This is a genomic window from Neorhizobium galegae (assembly GCF_021391675.1).
Taxonomy (GTDB): Bacteria; Pseudomonadota; Alphaproteobacteria; order Rhizobiales; family Rhizobiaceae; genus Neorhizobium; species Neorhizobium galegae_B.
Genome location: NZ_CP090095.1, coordinates 748,623 through 768,490, shown reverse-complemented (window position 1 = coordinate 768,490; position 19,868 = coordinate 748,623). Strand labels below are relative to the sequence as shown.

The following is a 19,868-nucleotide window of genomic DNA, read 5'->3' as shown; positions in this document are numbered from 1 at the left end:
CTGCGTCTTGGATGCATGGCAGAGCCCGATCGCACCGGGAATTTCCTGGTATCAGGCGACTCTCAGCGAGCGACCGACCTATCCGGCACTCGACGGATCCAGATCGGTCGACGTGGCTATCATCGGCGGCGGCTATACCGGCCTGCAGGCGGCTTACAACCTTGCAAAGGCCGGCATCTCCGTCGCGCTGATCGAGGCCAGCCGGTTCGGCGACGGCGCCTCCGGCCGCAATGGCGGACAGATGGGCACCGGGCAGCGCTGGTGGCCGGAGGATCTTGAAAAGGAGATCGGCTACGAGCGCTCCAAGGCGCTGTTCGACATGGCCGAGAACGCCAAGCGCCATCTCCTCGACTTTGCCGAGATCCACGGCATCGACATGGAGTACATGCCGGGGCAGATGAATGTTTCCCACAAACGCGGCCACGAGAAGGATTATCGGGCGACCGCCGAGATCGCGGCGGAACGTTACGGGTATTCCCATATTTCCTTCATGGACGGCAAAGAGACCGCGGAGCGGCTCGGCACGAAAGATTATTACTGCGGGGTGCGTGATACCGGCACCGGCCATATCCACCCGCTGAAGCTGCTGGTCGGGCTTGCCAGGGTGGCTCAGGCCGCCGGCGCGCAGATTTTCGAGATGACCCGCGCGACGGGCATCGAGAAAACGAGAAACGGACCGGGCGGCAAGATTCTGGTCCGGACGCCCAGGGGCACGCTGACTGCCGACCGGGTGCTGATCGCCACCAATGCCTATATCGGCGATCTCGAACCGGTTACATCAGCGCATATCATGCCGATCGGCTCCTTCATCGCCGCGACCGCGCCGCTCGACGATTTTCCCGATGTCCTCCCCGGTGGCGAGGCCGTCGCTGATTCGCGGTTCGTGGTGCGATATTTCCGCAAGAGCCGGGATAACCGGCTGCTGTTCGGCGGTCGCGAAGTCTACACCTCAAGCAATCCGGCAGACACGGCCAACGCCATCCGCAAGCAGATCGTCGACACCTATCCGGCGCTGAAAGACGTTGAAATCACCCATGCCTGGGGCGGGAACGTCGGCATCACCCTGCCGCGCCAGCCTTTCGTGCGCGAAGTCATGCCTGGCGTCACGTCGATCGGCGGTTATTCCGGCCATGGCGTGATGCTGTCAAACTATTGTGGCAAACTTTATGCTGATATGGTCGGCGGCAAGGCGACGGATCTCGACCACCTCGCCGCACTCAAAATTCCCGCCTTCCCCGGCGGGCGTCACATGCGGACCCCACTGCTTTTCCTTGCCCTCACGTGGTTTGCGCTGCGCGACAGGCTCTGACAAGCAAGGTCCGTAACACACTTCGGAAGCCAATTCGGGCTAGCGTTTTTAAATCGATTAGAATAAGTATGCACCCAACCATGCAGGACGAAAGAACAGCGATGAGCAGCCAGATCATCCCAGTTGAACCCTTTGATTGTATCGTGTTCGGCGGTACCGGCGACCTTGCGGAACGCAAGCTCCTTCCGGCCCTCTACCACCGGCAGATCGAGGGCCAGTTCACCGAACCAACCCGCATCATCGGCGCCTCGCGCAGTGCGCTTTCACATGAGGATTACCGCAAGTTTGCCCAGGATGCCCTGAAAGAGCATCTGAAGAAAGGCGAATACGACGAGGCGGAAGTCCAGAAATTCCTCCAGCGGATCTATTACATCTCGGTTGATGCAAAGGCCGAAGGGGGATGGGCCGAACTCAAGAAACTGCTCGATGACGGCAAGGAGCGCATCCGCGTCTTCTATCTGGCCGTGGCGCCGGGCATTTTCGGCCCGATTTCCGAAAAGATCCGTGACCACAAGCTGATCACCAAGTCGACCCGCATCGTCGTCGAAAAGCCGATCGGCCGCGACCTCGCGTCGGCGCTGCAGCTCAACGACATGATCGGCAAGGCCTTCCACGAAGACCAGATCTTCCGCATCGACCACTATCTCGGCAAGGAGACGGTGCAGAACCTGATGGCTCTGCGTTTCGCCAACGCGCTTTATGAGCCGCTGTGGAACGCTGACCATATCGACCACGTGCAGATCACGGTCGCCGAAGCCGTCGGCCTCGAAGGCCGCGCCGGTTATTACGATACCGCCGGTGCGCTTCGCGACATGGTGCAGAACCACATCCTGCAGCTCCTCTGCCTTGTCGCCATGGAAGTGCCCTCCTCCATGAACTCGGAAGCGGTGCGCGACGAAAAGCTCAAGGTGCTGCGCGCCCTGAAGCCGATCACCGAGGCCAATGTCGAACAGATGACGGTGCGCGGCCAGTACCGCGCCGGCGCCTCCGCGGGCGGCCCGGTCAAGGGTTATCTCGACGAGCTCGAAGGCGGCGTTTCCAACACCGAGACCTTCGTCGCCATCAAGGCCGAGATCGGCAACTGGCGCTGGGCCGGCGTTCCCTTCTACATCCGCACCGGCAAGCGGCTTGCAGCGCGCATGTCCGAGATCGTCATCACCTTCAAGCCGATCCCCCACAATATCTTCGACTCGGCCGCCGGCCGCATTTCGGCCAACCAGCTGATCATCCGCCTGCAGCCGGACGAAGGCGTCAAGCAGTCGCTGATGATTAAGGACCCGGGCCCGGGCGGCATGCGGCTGCGCAATGTCTCGCTCGACATGAGCTTTGCGGAAGCCTTCTCGGTGCGCAATCCGGACGCCTACGAGCGGCTGCTGACCGACACGATCCGCTCCAACCAGACGCTGTTCATGCGTCGCGACGAAGTGGAAGCCGCATGGCGCTGGGTCGATCCGATCCTCAAAGGCTGGGAAGCGGCCGGCCAGCAGGTGCAGGGTTATACCGCCGGCACCTGGGGTCCGAGCCAGGCGATCGCCCTCATCGAGCGCGACGGCCGGACATGGCATGAGGGCTGAGGGTCATGACCGCGAACATGCTTGAATTTGCGGATGCCGCCGCCCTCGCCGCCAGCCTGGCGGACGAGGTCGCGGCACATCTTGAAACAGCGATCCGCGACCGGGGCACCGCCTCGATCGCGGTCTCGGGCGGTTCTACCCCGAAGAAGTTCTTCGAGGCGCTGGCGACCCGCGATATCGACTGGAGCAAGGTAACCGTGACGCTGGTCGACGAACGGTTCGTGCCGGCGGACAGCCCGCGTTCCAACCACCTTCTGGTGTTGGCGCATCTGCTGAAAGACAAGGCGGCTGCCGCCAAGTTCATACCTCTCTACTACGAAGCGCCGTCGATCGATGAAGCGGCCGTGATCGCGACCGAAAAGACGTCCGGCATCGGCAATCCGTTCGACGTGGCGATCCTCGGCATGGGCGGCGACGGCCACACGGCTTCGTTCTTCCCGCATGGGAATAATCTTGCCCGAGCACTCGATCTTTCCGGGCCCCGCGGCGTTCTGACCATGCAGGCGGAAGGTGCCGGCGAAGAGCGACTGACCTTCTCGTTCGCCAGCCTTTCCGATGCGCGTTTCCTGGTGCTGCATATCGAAGGCCAGGGCAAGAAGGACGTGCTCGAGGCGGCAAAGGCCGGCTCCGACGAAACTGACATGCCGATCCGCGCCGTGCTCAATCGAGCCGCTTCGCCGCTGCAGATTTTCTGGGCGCCTTAAGGCGCCGACTTTTCAACGCGAGCAATCCCGGTGGCTTAGGGCCCTCCCGAAGGTCCTGTCCCTCCCAAGCCGGGGTTGAGCACAAGAGGACAAGACCATGGCCGCTCATTCCAGCATCGAGGCAATCACCGCCCGTATCGTCGAACGCTCGAAACCCCATCGCGAAGCCTATCTCGACCGCGTTCGACGGGCGGCAACGCGAGGCCCGCACAGATCGACGCTCTCCTGCGGCAATCTCGCCCATGGCTTTGCGGTCTGTTCCCCCGCCGAGAAGGACGCGCTTGCAGGCGACGTCGTCCCGAACCTCGGCATCATCACCGCCTATAACGACATGCTCTCGGCCCATCAGCCCTACGAGACCTTCCCGCCAATCATCCGCGAGGCGGCTCGGGAGGCAGGCGGCATCGCCCAGGTCGCCGGTGGCGTGCCGGCCATGTGCGACGGCGTCACCCAAGGCCAGCCGGGCATGGAGCTGTCGCTGTTCTCGCGCGACGCGATCGCCATGGCGGCCGGCATCGGCCTGTCGCACAATATGTTCGACGCGGCCGTCTTCCTCGGCATCTGCGACAAGATCGTGCCGGGCCTCGTCATCGCGGCGCTGAGCTTCGGCCATCTGCCCTCCGTCTTCATTCCCGCCGGGCCGATGACTACCGGGCTTCCGAACGACGAGAAGTCGCGCATCCGCCAGCTTTATGCAGAAGGCAAGGTCGGCCGCGCCGAACTGCTCGAAGCGGAATCGAAGTCCTATCACGGCCCCGGCACCTGCACCTTCTACGGCACCGCCAATTCCAACCAGATGCTGATGGAGATCATGGGCTTCCACATGCCCGGCGCCTCCTTCGTCAATCCGGGCACGCCGCTGCGCGAAGCGCTCACCCGCGAGGCCGCCAAGCGGGCGCTGGCGATCACGGCGCTCGGCAACGAGTTCACGCCAGCCGGCGAGATGATCGACGAACGTTCGATCGTCAACGGCGTCGTCGGCCTGCACGCGACGGGCGGCTCGACCAACCACACGCTCCACCTCGTCGCCATGGCGCGCGCCGCCGGCATCCTGCTCACCTGGCAGGATATTTCCGAACTTTCGGATGTCGTGCCGCTGCTTGCCCGTGTTTACCCGAACGGGCTTGCCGACGTGAACCATTTTCACGCCGCCGGCGGCATGGGCTTCCTGATCAAGCAACTCCTGAAGACCGGCATGGTGCATGACGACGTGCGCACCGTCTTCGGCCATGGGCTGGAAGCCTATACGGTCGAGGCGAAGCTTGACGCCAACGGCGTGGTCTTCCGCGAACCTACCCCGAACGAGAGCGGCGACCTCAAGGTGCTCGCATCGATCGAAACACCCTTCCAGTCGAATGGCGGCCTCAAGATGCTGAAGGGCAATCTCGGCAAGGCGGTCATCAAGATTTCCGCGGTCAAGCCGGAGCGCCATATCATCGAGGCGCCGGCGATTGTCTTCCACGACCAGCATGGGCTGCAGGAAGCGTTCAAGCGCGGCGAACTCAACAGGGATTTCATCGCCGTCGTGCGCTTCCAGGGACCGAAGGCGAACGGCATGCCGGAATTGCACCGCCTCACCCCGCCGCTCGGCGTTCTCCAGGATCGCGGCTTCAAGGTGGCTTTGGTCACTGATGGGCGGATGTCGGGCGCCTCCGGCAAGGTGCCGGCGGCGATCCACATCACCCCGGAAGCCTGCGACGGCGGGCCGATCGCCAAGATCAAGGACGGCGACATGATCCGCCTCGATGCGGTGGCCGGTACGCTGGAAGTGCTGGTGGACGCCGCGGAATTTGGGGCTCGCACGCCGGTCGTCGTCGATCTTTCCGACAACGAATTCGGCATGGGCCGCGAGCTCTTCGCTCCGTTCCGCCGCCATGTCGGCACCGCCGATATGGGTGCCAGCGTGTTTGCGTGAGATATTGAGGCGCATTCGTCACACGATTGTGTTTTGTGGTTTCTATGAAGTTTCCAAGCCAAACACATGCCTGGGGGCCTGATCGATGCGTGCACAAATTACCCGCCGAAGCCTGTTGACGCTGCTTGCGTCGACCACCGTTCTGCCTTTCGTTCCGATGACCGCCATGGCCGCCGGGGAAGGCTTCCAGGCCATCATCCTTTCCGACCTGCATTCAGCCTATGAGCGGATGGGCCAGCTGCTGGCCGTGGTCGAAAAGCAGGTGGCCGGCGCGAGCGTTCCGCAGATCATCCTCATCAACGGCGACATCTTCGAACTCGGCAATGTCGTTGCTTCCCGCTCCGGCGGCGAGATCGACTGGGCCTTCCTCGGCGCGTTGGCGAAGCTTGCCCCGACTGTCGTCAATATCGGCAACCACGAACCCGACCTCGACAATGACCTGGCGCATTTCATCGAGCGCGCCCGTGGCCTCGGCGTCGCTGTGCTCAGCAACATCGTCGATAAGCGTACCGGCAAGCCATACACGGAAGCCGGCAAGCAGATCGAGGTCGGCGGCCTCAAGCTGAAGCTCGCCGCCTTCGCCACCGACGCGATCAGCACATATCCGAAGCCGACGCGCGAGATGATGGAAATCCCGAAACCGGTGGAATGGGCGAAGGCCAAACTGCCGGCACTGCTTTCCGGCGAAGGCGTCAATATCGTGCTCAGCCATGCGGGCGTGGTTCCGGATCGCGACATCCTGCCGATCCTGCCAAACGGCACGCTGATGATCGGTGGCCACGACCACCTGACGCTGACGCATAACCAAGGCGAGACCCGCTATATCCATACCGGCTCCTGGTCGTCGGCGATCATGGTCGCCACCTTCAAGGCCGCCGACAAGGCGCCGGAGCTTGCGCGGATCGAGATCGACCGCACCGGTCCGTCCTCTGCCGTGCTGAAGGACCTGATCCCGGCTGTCCTCGCCAAGCATCTGAAGGACGAAGAACGCGCTGTCATCGCCAAGACCGGCAAGGCCATGACGCTTGGCGAGACCGCACGTTTCGCCGCCCAGGCGATGGTCGCCAAGACCGGTGCCGATATCGGCTTCGTCGGTCACACCTCGTTCGGCACCGGTCTGCCGGCCGGCGATGTCAGCCGGTTCGACTTCAATGCCGGACTGCGTTTCGAGGGCAAGCTGATGGTCTCGGAAGTGGATGCCACCGCGCTTGCGGCGATCCTCGCCCGCTGCAACCAGGACGGTGATATCCCGCTCTCCGCCCGCACCGGCGATTTCCTCTACGCTGCGCCGAAAGCGCCGGAGGGCAAGCAGCGCTACAAGATCGTCTGCAACGACTGGTCGGCGATCAACCAGAAGAGCTATTTCGGCCGCGAGGATATCGCGTTTACCGAAGTGCCGGACGTCAAGCTGAAGCAGCTCGTAGCCGAGACGCTGGCGAAGGGCTGAGGCACCAAAAGAAATCGCCCGGAACCGGAGCCGGTTTCGGGCGATTTTCGAGAGGCATGAGCCGAAGAGATCTGCCTCTTACCAGGAGCGGATATCCAGCGTCCGGTCGCGATGGTTCGGATGGGTCGAGAATATGAAGATGCGGTCCAGTTCCTTCTGCTTGAGCAGCGACAGGAAACGCACCTCGATCGTGTTGTTGGCGTTGGTGCGCATCAGCAGGCAGCCGACCTTGGAAATGCGCGCGTCGGGAATATCGAGATAAAACTGCTTCGGCAGATTATACTGGGTCAGGATGCCAAGGACGGCGCCGCTCATCGAGATACGGATGACGTCACAGCGGCGCTGCGCCATGTTCATCACGCCATTTTCCGTATATTCGATACGCGCCGCATTCATCGTGTCTTCCATCTTGAACCGGGCTTCCCGGTCGTACATGAAAGACTCTTCCTTGTTCAAAAAGTGATTTTTGTTAATTGGTGCCGCGCTCACGACATCCCTCCATTTCTTAATGGAAGGAAGCCTAGCCGGCGAAATTTAACAGAGTGTTTTGAAGTCCCAAATCAGAACAACTCCAAATGCATATCGCAAAATCATAGTAAACAGGCGGTTACTCCTAGATACGGTAGGCCTTACCTTCCGCATCGAAAAGGTGCAGTTTCTTGAGGTCTGCCGAGAAGCGCATCGTGTCGCCTTTCTTCACCTGCAAAATGCCAGGTATCTTGGCGATGATCGGTTCTTGATCGGCCAAGCCTTCGATATAAAGCAGCGTCACTTCGCCGAGTGCCTCGATGATCCCGATCTGACCTTCGAAAAGATAGTCCTCGCCTGAGGCAATCGATAGATCTTCCGGCCGCACCCCGAAACTGGCGGTCTTGCCCTTTTCCGATGCCGCTGTCGGCGCCGGCAGCTGCACCGATTTTCCGCCCTTCAGCGCAACCGTGGTCATCTCGCCGGTTTCCGTCACCGTGGCCGGGATGATGTTCATCGCCGGCGAGCCGATGAAGCGGGCGACGAAGAGGTTCTGGGGCCGCTCGTAGAGTTCGAGCGGGGCGCCGACCTGTTCGATCCGACCGGCGGAAAGAACGACGATGCGGTCGGCGAGCGTCATCGCCTCCACCTGGTCGTGCGTCACGTAGACCATCGTCGTGTCGGGCATCGAATCCTTCAGCTTGGCGATCTCGATGCGGGTGGCGACGCGCAGCGCCGCATCGAGATTGGAAAGCGGTTCATCGAACAGGAAGACCTTCGGATCGCGGCAGATGGCGCGGCCGATGGCGACACGCTGGCGCTGTCCGCCGGACAGCGCCTTCGGCAGGCGATCGAGATAGGGAGTGAGCTGGAGGATATCGGCCGCCGCACGCACCCGGCGATCGATCTCGTCCCGGCTTTCCTTGGCGATCCGCATGCCGAAGGCCATGTTGTCGTAGACCGTCATATGCGGATAGAGCGCATAGGACTGGAACACCATAGCGATGCCGCGCCGCGACGGCGGCACGTCGTTGACGAGCTGGCCGTCGATGAACATCTCGCCGCCGGTGATGCTTTCGAGGCCGGAGATCATCCGCAGCAGCGTGGACTTGCCGCAGCCGGACGGCCCGACAAACACCACGAACTCGCCCTGGCTGATCTCCAGGTCGATGCCGTGCAGCACCTTCACCTGGCCATAGGCCTTGCGGATATCCTTCAGAATGACGCCAGCCATGCTTTCCTCCCCTTTGTTCTTCTCGTTATGCGTGATGGGCGAAGAACGCCCCCCAGGCCGGTAATTCCACTCGCTTGCCTTCCAGCCCACTCTCGAAGCCGTGGCCGGTCAGCACTTCCCAGTCGCCGGCCGGCAGCTCGGTCGCCGTCTCCGCCGCGCTCATGTTGAACAGGCAGAGCACCGTCTCGTTGCCGTACAGGCGCTTGTAGCCCAGCACTGCACCGTCCTCGGCCAGGAACTCGATCTCGCCCTTGGCAAAGGCCGGGTGCTGCTTGCGGAAGACGAGGAAGCGGCGGTACTGTTCCAGAACCGATGCGGGATCGCCGTATTGAGCGCCGACGGCTCGAAGCTGATGTTCGACCGGAATCGGCAGCCAGGTTTTCTCCGCCGTGGAGAAGCCAGCCTGCAATGCCTGGCTGTCCCAGACCATCGGGGTGCGGCAACCGTCGCGGCCCTTGAATTCCGGCCAGAACTGAATGCCGTAGGGATCCTGAAGGTCGGCATAGGCGATGTCAGCCTCGGTCAATCCGAGTTCCTCGCCCTGATAGATGCAGATCGAGCCGCGCTGGGACATCAGGATGGCGGACGCCATCTTGGCATAACTGTCGCGATCGAGAACGTCGTGGCCCCATCTGCTGACATGGCGCACCACATCGTGGTTGGAAAAGGCCCAGCAGGCCCAGCCATCCGGTGCAGCGATAGAGAACGCTTTCTGCACCTCGCAGACCCGCGCCGGCGTCAGCGGATCGGGCGCCAGGAATTCGAAGGCGTAGCACATCTGCATCTTGTCGTTGCCGGACGTGTATTCCCCCACGATCTCCAGGCCACGCTGGCTATCACCGACTTCGCCGACGGCGGCAATCGCCGGGAACTCGTCGAGCACGGCGCGGAAGCGCCTGAGGAATTCCAGGTTCTCCGGTCGGTTCTTGTCGTAGAGATGCTCCTGGAAATTATAGGGATTCACGGCCGGCGCGGTGGAGGCGTTACGGCGCGAGGGATCGAGCGCCGGGTTGTCGCGCAGGTCCTTGTCGTGGAAGTAGAAGTTGATCGTATCGAGGCGGAAGCCGTCGACGCCGCGCTTCAGCCAGAAGCGCGTCATGTCGAGCAGCGCATCCTGGACTTCCGCATTGTGCAGGTTGAGGTCCGGCTGCGATGTCAGGAAGTTGTGCATGTAATATTGCATGCGGGTCGGGTCCCAAGCCCAAGCCGACCCGCCGAAGATCGACAGCCAGTTGTTGGGCGGTGTGCCGTCCGGCTTGGCGTCCGACCAGACATACCAATCCGCCTTCGGGTTGAAGCGGCTCGACCGGCTCTCGATGAACCAGTGGTGCTGGTCGGAGCTGTGCGACATCACGAGATCGATCATCACCTTGATGCCAAGCCGGTGCGCCTCGGAAATCAGCCCGTCGAAATCCGACAGCGAGCCGAACATCGGATCAACATCCGTGTAGTTCGAGACGTCGTAACCGAAGTCCCGCATCGGCGACGGGAAGAACGGCGAGATCCATATCGCATCGGCGCCAAGTGCCGCCACATGCGGCAGGCGGGCGGTAATGCCCTTCAGGTCGCCGATGCCGTCGCCGTTCGAGTCCTGATAGGAGCGCGGGTAAATCTGATAAATAACGGCCCCACGCCACCAGTCCTTGTCCGGTGCTGCGGGGGCTTCTGCTGAAACGCTCATTCAATGTCCTGTTGTCGTTCGATGTTGATCAGCCGCCCTTGACGGAGCCGGCAAGCAGTCCGCGTACGAGATATCGCTGAAGGGCGAAAAAGACGATAATCGGCACGACGATTGTTATGAAGGCCGAAGCTGTGAGGATTTCCCACTTTCCACCCATGGAGCCCAGAAGCGCGTTCAGCGCGCCGGTGAGGACCAGCTGGTCCTTGCCGGTGCCGAGGAAGACCATGGCGACGAGGAGGTCGTTCCAGGTCCAGAGGAACTGGAAGATCGAGAAGGATGCAAGCGCCGGAAACGACAGCGGCAGGATGATCTTGACGAAAATCTCGAAATCGCTGGCGCCGTCGACGCGGGCGGACTCGATGATTTCCCGCGGCAGTCCGGAAATGTAGTTGCGCAGTAGATAGATCGCGAGCGGCATGCCGAAGGCGGAGTGCGCAAGCCAGATGCCCGCATAACTGCGTGACGGCACGCCGAAGAGATTGCCGATCTCGTTATACATTTTCAGAAGCGGAATGAGCGACATCTGCAGGGGCACGACGATCAGCCCGACGACAAGGGCGATGATCATGGCGCGCCCGGGAAACTCCATCCAGGACAGTGCGTAGGCTGCAAAGGCTGCGATCAGGATCGGAATAATGGTTGCGGGAACCGCGACCGTCAGCGAGTTGACGAAGGACTGGCCGATCCCTTGAGAGGTCAGCACCGTGCGGTAATTCTCTGTGGTGAAGGATGGCGGAGTGGCAACGGACAAGTAGACGCGTTTGCCGCGGCCCTCGAAAGGCGCGTTCTTGGAATAGGTATAGCTGCCGTCCTCGTTGACGGTCAGCGTCTCGCCGTTGCCGATATCGGCGGCCTGCCCAGCGGTAAATTCCGTCGGCGCGGCGACGCGGGTACCGAAGGCGCGCACGGTGCCGCCCTTCCCTCCCTCGAAGACCGAACCGGAAATAACGTAGTTCGTGCCTTCCTGCTTGGCTGCCGAAGGCTCGCCGAGGCGGGCGGCGCTCGTCTCGGCGGCGCCCGTAAAGGCCGTCCACCAACCCGACGCGGTGATCTGGCCCGCTTCTCGAAAGGAGGTGACGAGGATGCCGAGCGTCGGGATGAGCCAGATGATGCAGATGACAAGGACGGAGACGTGGACGATAAGGCGCGGAAGGCCGACGCGGCGTAGGCTTGCTACTGCGCTCATCTCAATGGCCTCCCATTTCCTTGTTCGCCTGGCGGATGTTCCAGATCATGATCGGCGTGACGGCGGCCATGATGACCAGCGCGATGACCGCACTTCGGCCGCTGTCGCCCCCGCCGCGGAACATCCAGTCGAACATCAGGTTTGCGAGAACCATGGTGTTCCACTGGCCGTTGGTCATGGTCAGCACGATATCGAAGACCTTGAGCACGAGAATGGTGATCGTCGTCCAGACGACGGCGATCGTGCCCCAGATCTGCGGCACCATGATCTTCCAGAAGATCTGCCAGCCATTGGCGCCGTCGATGACCGCCGCCTCGATCGTCTCCTCGGGGATGCCGCGCAGTGCCGCCGACAGGATGACCATGGCAAAGCCCGTCTGGATCCAGATGAGGATCGCCATCAGGAAAAAGTTGTTCCAGAACGGCAGCGAGATCCATACCTGCGGAGAGCCGCCAATGGCCTGCACGATGGCGTTGAGGAGGCCGATCTGTGTTTCGCTGCCACCGCGATACTCGTAGATGAACTTCCAGATAACCGACGCGCCGACGAAGGAAATCGCCATCGGCATGAAGATCAGGCTTTTGGCGAGGTTGCCCCACCAGATGCGGTCGGTCAGCACCGCGATGACGAGGCCGAAAAAGGTACACGCAGCCGGCACCACGGCGAGCCAGAGAATGTTGTTGAAGATGGACTGGCGGAACTGCGCGTCCTGGATGGCCCATCGATAGTTCGCAAGACCGACGAAATTGCCGCCCGACCTGTCGTAGAAGGAAAGGATGAAGGTCGCGACCACCGGATAGACGAGATAGACGACCAGCAGGATCAGCGCAGGGCCGAGAAACAACCAGGGACGCACCATGGCGCGGCGGTTGAGATTGACGGAGGCTGCGCGGACATTCTCCACAGGGACAGGAAAGACGATTTGCAGGATCTTGTCGGAGAGCCAGTAATACAGAGCACAGACGAAAACGCCGGCGATCACGACGCCGACGGCTGAAACGATCTGCGATATCATGGCTCTCCCCTTTACCGTTTATACGTAGCTTTTCATTGGACCGCGCCGGCATCCGGCGCGGTCGTATTTCGAGAACTTATGGGGAGGCTTATTTCAGTCCGTCCCATGCCTTCTGGATGTCGGTCGCCACGGTCTTGGCATCCTTGCCGCCGACATAATCGACCATGCCGGTCCAGAACGCACCGGCGCCGATCTTGCCCGGCATCTGGTCGGAGGCATCGAAGCGGAAGGTCGTGGCGGTGGTCAGAAGTTGCCCCTGCTTTTTGAGCACCTCATTGGCATAGGCATTCGCATTGGCACCCTTGAACGGCGTCAAGAACGACGATTGCGCCATCCAGACCTCGTGGGCGATCGGCGTCCTCAGGAATTCGATGAACGCCTTGGCGGCGGGCGAATCCTTGGTGATGGCAAACATCGTGCCGGCGCCGAGGACCGGCGTTCCGAGCTCCGGCTTCGAAGCATAGGTGGGCAGGTAGAAGAAGTCGGCGTCGGTGCCGAGCTTGGTCTCCGGCGGGAAGAAGGACGGAACGAAGGATGCCTGATGATGCAGGTAGCATTTCGGCGGAATGCCGAAGAGGCCCTTCGGGCTGTCGCGGAAGTCGGTCGAGGAAACGGCCGCGACGCCACCGCTGACATATTTCGGATTTTTCGCGAACTTGCCGAATTCATCGATCGCGCCAACGACAGCCGGATCATTGAACTTGACTTCGTTGCTCACCCACTTGTCGTAGACTTCCGGCTTCTGGGTGCGCAGCATCATGTCCTCGACCCAGTCGGTCGCCGGCCAACCCGTCGCGCCGCCGGAGCCGAGACCGATGCACCACGGAACGCCGCCGTCCTTGACGATCTGGTCGCTGAGCTTGATCAGGTCCTCCATGGTCTTCGGAACCTTGTAACCCGCTTCCTCGAAGTTTTCAGGCACGTACCAGACCATGGACTTGAAATCGGCCTTGAAGGGGAAGCCGAAATAGGCCTCCTTGCCGTCCTTGCCCTTGTACGTGCCGTAACGGATCCAGTCCTCACCCGAGCCGTAATTGGTCTTGACCCAGTCAGAGTTCTCCTGGCCGAGCGAGGTCAGGAAGCCCTTGGCTGCAAGATCGGCCAGGAGGCCGGGCTGCGGAATGATGGCGATGTTCGGCGGAGAACCGGCCTGCGTGTCGATGACGATCTGCTGTTCGTAATTTTCCGAGGAGGAATAGCGGCCGTTGATGCCGGTCGCAGCATTGAAATAGGCCAGAACGCTGTTGAAGAGCACTTCGTCCTCGCCGCGCCAGGGGCCGAAAAGCGTCAGGCTCTGCCCTTTGAGATTGGCATGGGCAGCCTTGAAATCCTCATAGCTCTTCCAGCTGAATTTCGAATCCTGGCCGGGCGCGAATTTCAGCTCCTGGGCGACCGCGCCACCGGCAAGGAGCGCCGCCAGCGCCGTACCGATCCAAAATGATGCCTTCATTGAAATATCCTCCCACTGTCCCGGCTTTTTCTACCCTGCCGGGAGTTCCAAAACATGGGGAGAGATTTAACGCTCTCGCGGAGGAGTCAACCCCCGCGCTGCCGACGTGGAACAAATGAAAAAATCTGTCCCCCGCAGGATCAGAATCTGGGTGCGGTTTTGCCGGCCGTGCGATAGGCCGCGATGACGGTGTTGGCCATCAGCATGGCAATCGTCATCGGGCCGACGCCGCCGGGGACCGGGGTGATGGCGCCAGCGACTTCAGCGGCTTCCGCATAGGCCACGTCACCGACCAGCCGGGTCTTGCCCTCACCCTTGTCGGGCGCCGCTACGCGGTTGATGCCGACATCGATGACGGTTGCCCCGGGCTTCACCCAGTCGGCCTTGACCATCTGTGGCCGGCCGACGGCGGCAACCAGGATATCGGCGTTGCGGCATACGGACCCTAGGTCCTTCGTCTTGGAATGCGCCATGGTAACGGTCGCGTTGGCGGCCAAGAGCAGCAGGCCCATCGGCTTGCCGAACAGGTTGGAGCGGCCGATGACAACAGCGTTGAGACCCGAAAGGTCACGACCATGTATACGGTTGACCAGCAACATGGCCCCGGCAGGGGTGCAGGAAATCAAGCCGGTCTCAAGGTCGCCGGTAGCGATCTTGCCGGCATTGACGACGTGCAGACCGTCGACATCCTTCTTCGGCGAGATCGACAGGATGACCGGCTCGGCGTTCAGGTGCTTCGGCAGCGGGAGCTGGACGAGAATGCCATGGATGGACGGATCGGCATTGAGCTCGGCTACCAGTTTCTCAAGCGTTTCCTGAGTGGTGTCATCGGGCAGACTATGCTGGATCGATTTGAAACCGCACTGCTTGGCCATCTTGCTCTTGGAATTGACATAGGCGTGGCTGGCTGGATCGTCACCGACGATGACGACTGCAAGGCCCGGCTTCACGCCGGTTTCCCTCTCGAGCGAACCCGATGCCTCGGTCACCGCGGTGATTACCGATGCTGCCGCCTCCTTACCATCGATCACCACAGCCATGCGCACCTCCCGCTTGAAACCGCCACCAATGTATACATTGAGCATGTTCTGAATTTGCCCACCAACGCCCTATGCTGGTCGCAGACAGCAAATGCAAGCGGATTCGATGTCGCAGGCTTCTTATCCTCGGGAGGCGTTCCGGCGGTCGGAATAGACCTGAACGCGTTCGCGCAACTCCGCCATGTTACGGCGAAGCTCGCGAAGTTCCTCCGCCTTTCGGAACTGCTCCGGCGACGGAGCCGGACGACGGGGTGCACCATAGGACGGCCCATCGGCAAGACGGCCCGCCATGACGGCCGCGACCAGGGAAGGAAGCTCCGCCTCCGGGGCCGGACGGCGATTGACCATCAGCATTTCGCGGATGTGATCGGCAAGCGGACTGTCATTGGCTGGCGCCGGATGGCGCGGGCGCCAGGAGGGCTGCGGCTCATAGGCCGGACGATCGTAAGCCGGATTATACGCCTCGGGGAGGAAATCCTGCTCGTCCAGATGCTCCGCCAGCAAGTCCCGATCGATAATCAGCGCGGCCTCATCGGCCGGATCCGTTTCGTCGGCGGAGGTCGCCGACCGCGGTGCGCGGCGCGTCAGAAAGGCCAGGGCGACGCCGAGAGAGAGCCCGACAAGGGCACCGATGAGCGAAAGCTCGGCGGATGAGGGCCCCAGCACGGCCGCGGATGCCGCCACGGCCGGAACGACGACCGACACTTTGCCCGTGGATGCCTTGGCTTCGGTTCCGTGCAGCGCTTCGAGGTAATTCCGCCGTGCCTCGTCCACGGCAGCTTCGAGAGCCGCAAGCCTTGCTCCGGAATCGGCTATTTCCTTGTCGTCGGGTTTCCTCGCCTGCTTCGCCTTGAGCTCAGCCAGATGTCTGGCTGCGGCCGCCTCCTGCTGACGAAGCGAGGTCCCGAGCTGTTTCAGCGCGTCCTGGATGTCGTCTTTCACATCCGCCAGCGCCGCCTGAGCCGCCGCAAGCCTTGGGTGACGCGGGCCCAGATCGCTCGAAAGCTGGTCGACGGCAAGCTTTGCCTCGACATGCCTCTGCCGCTGATAGTCAAGGCCGGTATACTCGAGACTGTCCGGCAGGGGCTTGTTCAGCACGTCCGAAAGCTTCATGGCGGACGCTTGTGCCGCCTTCTGCTTCAGCTCGCCAAGCTGCGCCGTCGCCTCGTTTATTTCCGCGGTGAGCTGCTGTCCGTCGCCCTCGGTCCGGCGCAATTCGGCAAGCTTCTGCGCGTCGGTCTCGGCGATGAAGCCGGAAAGAGCGGCTTGCGCATGCTCGAATGTCTGGCGCAGCTTCTCCACCACCGGGCCGGACGACCTTGTGCCGGAGAATGCGATCTCGTCGTGGAATGTGTCGCCGAGCATGTTGGCGATGCGGGCCGCCTCTTCCGGCTCCCCCGTCGTGACGGAGATCGTAAGCTGGCCGGCGCGGCGGTCGTAACTCGTTAAAATCGCCTGGGAAAGTCGCTCGCGCAGCCGGTTCTCGGCCTCGGACACGGTCATCGCCTCACCGGAGACGATATCGGACACGATCCTGGCGATGCTCGGACGGTCGACCGAAAACTCACTGTCGCGGCCGAGATTGAGGGCACGGATGACATTGTCGAGGCTGGTCCTGGAGCGCAGCGCCGCAGCAGCCGTGTTGATCGTGACTTCGCTCGCTGCCTCGACCTTCAGTCTGGTCTCGGCGCTGAACTGATGCGGAACCGTCTCGACGAACAGCAGCGGCAAAAGTGCACCGATCACCGTGAGGGCGCCAACCTTGAGGGCGGCGGATCGCAGTCCGGCGAACACGGAACCGGTGCCGGCGAGCATTGCTGCCGGGTCAGGGTTTCGGTCGTCTTCGATTTTCACCGACTGATACATGGGATGACCGCGCTAATCTGAGGCCGCCGGCATCCCGCGGGCAGCCCTCTGATTAAGGCAGTCTAAAATTTCATGGCAAAGAAAGGGTTAACTTGTCAGGCGAAAGACGGCTGCCGGGACGGGACTGTCGCCTGGGGCACCGCGGGTGCCGATTTGCCTTCGATGAAGGTGGACAACCCTGCCCCGGTCATGACCACCAATCCGGTGCGGACCGAAGCGAGCCGGCGCTCGACCCGCCGCTCCTGGCCAAGACCTGCTGCATCGACGAGGATAAGGTCGAAACGTTGCGGCATGTCCTGGTCGAGGGCTACGACCGCCACGTCATGCCAAGGGGCATGGCGGGCGAAATGCTCGCGGAGGGCTTCGACCCGTGCGGTATCCTCGCCGGCTATGCCGATGCGATGCCCCTTTTCCAGGAAGCTCAACAGGGCCGGGACGAACATCGCTGCCGAAAAACGTACCGGCGTCGGTTTTTCATGCCGCGCTTTGGCGAGGATGCTAAAGGCGCGGCCGCCACCCGGCAGAAGCACCCTGCGGCCCAACTGACTGCGGTAGGCAGGATCGATCATCTGACGGAAAGCCGTCCGCTCGTCGAGGAAACCGATTGTTGTACGATTGCCGCGCAGCGCGATCAGGCTTTCCACGAGACCGAGCGTTGCGTTCCATCCGAGATCGCAGACACGCAGGCCGAACAGGGTCCGGGGTGACGCGGATGCCAGGAACTCTCCGGATGCGTTCATCGATGCGCTCCCCATGGGGCAAGACCAATTCGTCCCCAAGGTCTAACAGCGCGCTCTGAAATCGCCTTTAAATCGATTGGTAAAATGCGAACGATGCCCGTATTTCCAAGGCCCTCGCAACAAAAAAGGCCGACCACCAAGGCCGGCCTATATTCGCTGTGTTATCGCCGTAGCGGTCGTCAGTGGCCGGTGGTGGGCGAAGCTTTCGGATCTTCGATCTTCACCCCCTCGACAATCTTCTTGCCCGGGTTCGGGTTCTTGTTGCCGCGCGAGGCATTGTTGCGAATGTCTTCCTTGGAGAGGTAGTCGAGCTGTTCGACCAGGACCTCCGCCACCAGTCCGTCGCCGAGCTTCTTGTTGAAATTGTCCTTGATGCTGGTGCGGAATTTTTCGAGGTTGAAGGCGCCGGGCTTGCTGAGATCGACCATCTGGTTGCCGATCAGCAGCGTGAAAAGCTGGTCCGTCGTCAGTTCGGTGATCGGCAGCTTGGTGTTCTTGATCTTTTCCTTGTCCATCATGAACGAGACACGGCTCAAGAAATAACCGGTGATGGCACCGTCCGCGATCATCGGAATGGTGATCGATTCCCCGCGCACCAGTTGAAGAAGCTCCTTCCGCCTGGCCTCTTCGTCGACCGGCGCAGGTGCTGCGGACATCTGCACGGAGAAATACACCGCCCCAAGCGTGACGATGCAGACCCATAGACCACTGAGAAGGAGCTTGACCATCAGGCCTCGCCGTAGGTGAACTGTTCCTGGGTGTAGGTACCGTCGTCGTCCGCATCGCGGGCAGCATTCTTCAAGAGATCGGCGACGGCGCGGACAGCGTGAAGATGCGCCTCGACCCGGCGGGCATTAAGCGCCAGCTTGCTCTTCAACCCGTGCATCTGATCGATATGGCCGGTGGCAAGCTGCTTCGGATCGGTGCCGCGGAACAGCATGGTCAATTCGTAGAGGCAGCGGCTTTTGTGCGCATTCGACACTTTCAGGTCGAATTCCGGATCGCGGCCAATCCGCTGATTTTCGTTGTCGATTATCATCTCCAACCGGCCAAGCACGGTCTTGATGCGATAATCATTCGAAACAACTTCCATGTTCTCTGCCCCAGTCTGATGCATGTCAGGCCTCACTCTTCTTTCCGACGCCGAGAACCTGTCGCTCGAAATCGGTGATCATGCTGATTGCGCGGCTGCGATCAGTCTCATTGGTGGTCGGATTGACCGAGGCCTGACGTTCCGCACGGGCGAGCGCCTGCGAATACATCTGTTCGGCGATGCCGACACCGCCCTTTTTCGACATTTCGTCGGCGATCTTCTCGGCCATCATGCCCTTCCAGAATTCACCGGCGGAGCCCTTGCCGTAAACTTCCTCGGTCTCCTTCGGGAGCATGGAATTCACGAATGTCGAAAGAACCGATGCTTCGAACTTGCGGTATTCCTCCGGCATTTCGGCGAGCTTCTTCGGTGCCTCCGGATTGCCGAGACCCGCCGCCGTGCCGGGCGTGTCGATGAATTTCATGGCGGCACCAAAACCCTTGCCAACTTCGGCAAGGCTGGTCGCGGCAAAGGCCGCCTTGTTCGCCTTCAGCTTGGCCTGCGCTTCTTGAACGGCAGTCGGGTCCGCAGCGCGGACGACGTCCATGACCAGATCGCTCGGAGGTGAAATCGCCACGTCAGCTCCTTTCATGACTGCCGCGAGCCGCATCCCTAAAGGTGCAAGTGCGCAGCAACAATTTGAAATGGCACATGATCCCGCCCGATCTCGATCGAACCGGCAATCAGTGCAATGACGAGACTATGAAGGTCGAAGCTTGCTGGAGGCTGGCCAGTCTATTTGACTTGCTCGAGGGCGAGCGTGATATCGATGAGCTCGTAGATCGCATCGTCGGCCGCTTCGCGGTCTTCGTGATCTCGGGCGTCCTTCATGTTCTCTTCCAGGCGGTCGGCCTTAGTCCGCTCCTTGAGCACCTTCATTTCCTGGATCTGCTGAACGCCGGCAAGCTGGCGTTCCTTGGTGGTCAGGCGGCCGAAGCGTTCCGAATAATGCTGAGAGAACTGCCGGTGTACCGGGTTCATCGAGCCGATCGCATCGATGACGTCTTCCATCGACTGATTGACTTCGGCACGGTATCGGGTCGTCGCAGCAAGCTCGTGTTCAGCCATCGTCTCGAGATGCCGCTGGACCGCCACGAGGCGCTTGAGCTTGTCCGACCGCTTGACTGGACCTGCCATTGCGATCTC

18 protein-coding genes are annotated in these 19,868 nt (G+C 61.5%); 5 read left to right on the top strand and 13 right to left on the bottom strand.

Annotated features, from left to right (window positions below; all coding sequences use genetic code 11):
• Positions 1-7 precede the first annotated feature (7 nt).
• The 5 genes from LZK81_RS03765 to LZK81_RS03745 all read left to right on the top strand — a co-directional run bounded on the left by LZK81_RS03765 (position 8) and on the right by LZK81_RS03745 (position 6,949).
• Positions 8-1,309, top strand: coding sequence for an NAD(P)/FAD-dependent oxidoreductase (locus tag LZK81_RS03765; RefSeq protein ID WP_233955231.1), 1,302 nt, complete (start codon positions 8-10; stop codon positions 1,307-1,309).
• A 101-nt stretch (positions 1,310-1,410) separates the two neighbouring features.
• Positions 1,411-2,883 (top strand): glucose-6-phosphate dehydrogenase, encoded by a 1,473-nt coding sequence (zwf, locus tag LZK81_RS03760; RefSeq protein ID WP_233955230.1) that lies wholly within the window; start codon positions 1,411-1,413, stop codon positions 2,881-2,883.
• A 5-nt stretch (positions 2,884-2,888) separates the two neighbouring features.
• Positions 2,889-3,587 carry a 6-phosphogluconolactonase gene (gene pgl, locus LZK81_RS03755; protein ID WP_046624927.1) on the top strand — a complete coding sequence of 233 codons (699 nt, stop codon included), beginning with the start codon at positions 2,889-2,891 and terminating at the stop codon, positions 3,585-3,587.
• A gap of 97 nt (positions 3,588-3,684) precedes the next feature.
• Positions 3,685-5,502: a phosphogluconate dehydratase gene (edd, locus tag LZK81_RS03750; protein WP_233955229.1), complete on the top strand. Its 1,818-nt coding sequence runs from the start codon at positions 3,685-3,687 to the stop codon at positions 5,500-5,502.
• A gap of 85 nt (positions 5,503-5,587) precedes the next feature.
• Positions 5,588-6,949: a metallophosphoesterase gene (locus tag LZK81_RS03745; protein ID WP_233955228.1), complete on the top strand. Its 1,362-nt coding sequence runs from the start codon at positions 5,588-5,590 to the stop codon at positions 6,947-6,949.
• A 78-nt stretch (positions 6,950-7,027) separates the two neighbouring features.
• Here LZK81_RS03745 and LZK81_RS03740 read toward each other — a convergent pair whose 3' ends face one another.
• From LZK81_RS03740 to LZK81_RS03680, 13 genes are all read right to left on the bottom strand, one after another.
• A complete protein-coding gene (locus tag LZK81_RS03740) occupies positions 7,028-7,384 on the bottom strand; it encodes a hypothetical protein (RefSeq protein ID WP_046611702.1) in 357 nt (118 codons plus the stop codon).
• A 178-nt stretch (positions 7,385-7,562) separates the two neighbouring features.
• Positions 7,563-8,651 carry an ABC transporter ATP-binding protein gene (locus tag LZK81_RS03735; RefSeq protein ID WP_233955227.1) on the bottom strand — a complete coding sequence of 363 codons (1,089 nt, stop codon included), beginning with the start codon at positions 8,649-8,651 and terminating at the stop codon, positions 7,563-7,565.
• Between the two features lie 25 nt (positions 8,652-8,676).
• Positions 8,677-10,332 (bottom strand): alpha-glucosidase family protein, encoded by a 1,656-nt coding sequence (locus tag LZK81_RS03730; protein WP_233955226.1) that lies wholly within the window; start codon positions 10,330-10,332, stop codon positions 8,677-8,679.
• Between the two features lie 28 nt (positions 10,333-10,360).
• On the bottom strand, positions 10,361-11,518 hold the full coding sequence (locus LZK81_RS03725) for a carbohydrate ABC transporter permease (protein WP_233955225.1): 1,158 nt from the start codon (positions 11,516-11,518) through the stop codon (positions 10,361-10,363).
• Between the two features lies 1 nt (position 11,519).
• Positions 11,520-12,533: a carbohydrate ABC transporter permease gene (locus tag LZK81_RS03720; protein ID WP_046630750.1), complete on the bottom strand. Its 1,014-nt coding sequence runs from the start codon at positions 12,531-12,533 to the stop codon at positions 11,520-11,522.
• A gap of 88 nt (positions 12,534-12,621) precedes the next feature.
• Positions 12,622-13,983, bottom strand: coding sequence for an ABC transporter substrate-binding protein (locus LZK81_RS03715; RefSeq protein ID WP_233955224.1), 1,362 nt, complete (start codon positions 13,981-13,983; stop codon positions 12,622-12,624).
• 140 nt (positions 13,984-14,123) lie between these two features.
• Positions 14,124-15,023 carry a bifunctional methylenetetrahydrofolate dehydrogenase/methenyltetrahydrofolate cyclohydrolase FolD gene (gene folD / locus LZK81_RS03710; protein ID WP_046611732.1) on the bottom strand — a complete coding sequence of 300 codons (900 nt, stop codon included), beginning with the start codon at positions 15,021-15,023 and terminating at the stop codon, positions 14,124-14,126.
• 120 nt (positions 15,024-15,143) lie between these two features.
• Positions 15,144-16,877, bottom strand: coding sequence for a hypothetical protein (locus LZK81_RS03705; protein WP_233955223.1), 1,734 nt, complete (start codon positions 16,875-16,877; stop codon positions 15,144-15,146).
• A gap of 107 nt (positions 16,878-16,984) precedes the next feature.
• The gene (locus tag LZK81_RS03700) at positions 16,985-17,629 is read right to left on the bottom strand and encodes a hypothetical protein (protein WP_233955222.1); all 645 of its coding nucleotides are present in this window, start codon (positions 17,627-17,629) and stop codon (positions 16,985-16,987) included.
• Positions 17,630-17,808: 179 nt separating this feature from the next.
• On the bottom strand, positions 17,809-18,357 hold the full coding sequence (locus LZK81_RS03695; protein WP_046624918.1) for a hypothetical protein: 549 nt from the start codon (positions 18,355-18,357) through the stop codon (positions 17,809-17,811).
• Positions 18,357-18,722, bottom strand: a complete 366-nt coding sequence (locus tag LZK81_RS03690) for a hypothetical protein (protein WP_037085524.1) — start codon at positions 18,720-18,722, stop codon at positions 18,357-18,359. Before LZK81_RS03690 ends, LZK81_RS03695 begins: the two co-directional genes overlap by 1 nt.
• 25 nt (positions 18,723-18,747) lie before the next feature.
• Complete coding sequence (locus LZK81_RS03685; protein ID WP_046603262.1) at positions 18,748-19,299, bottom strand: rod-binding protein; 552 nt, start codon at positions 19,297-19,299, stop codon at positions 18,748-18,750.
• A gap of 158 nt (positions 19,300-19,457) precedes the next feature.
• A complete protein-coding gene (locus tag LZK81_RS03680; RefSeq protein ID WP_046603261.1) occupies positions 19,458-19,859 on the bottom strand; it encodes a hypothetical protein in 402 nt (133 codons plus the stop codon).
• Positions 19,860-19,868: the final 9 nt, after the last annotated feature.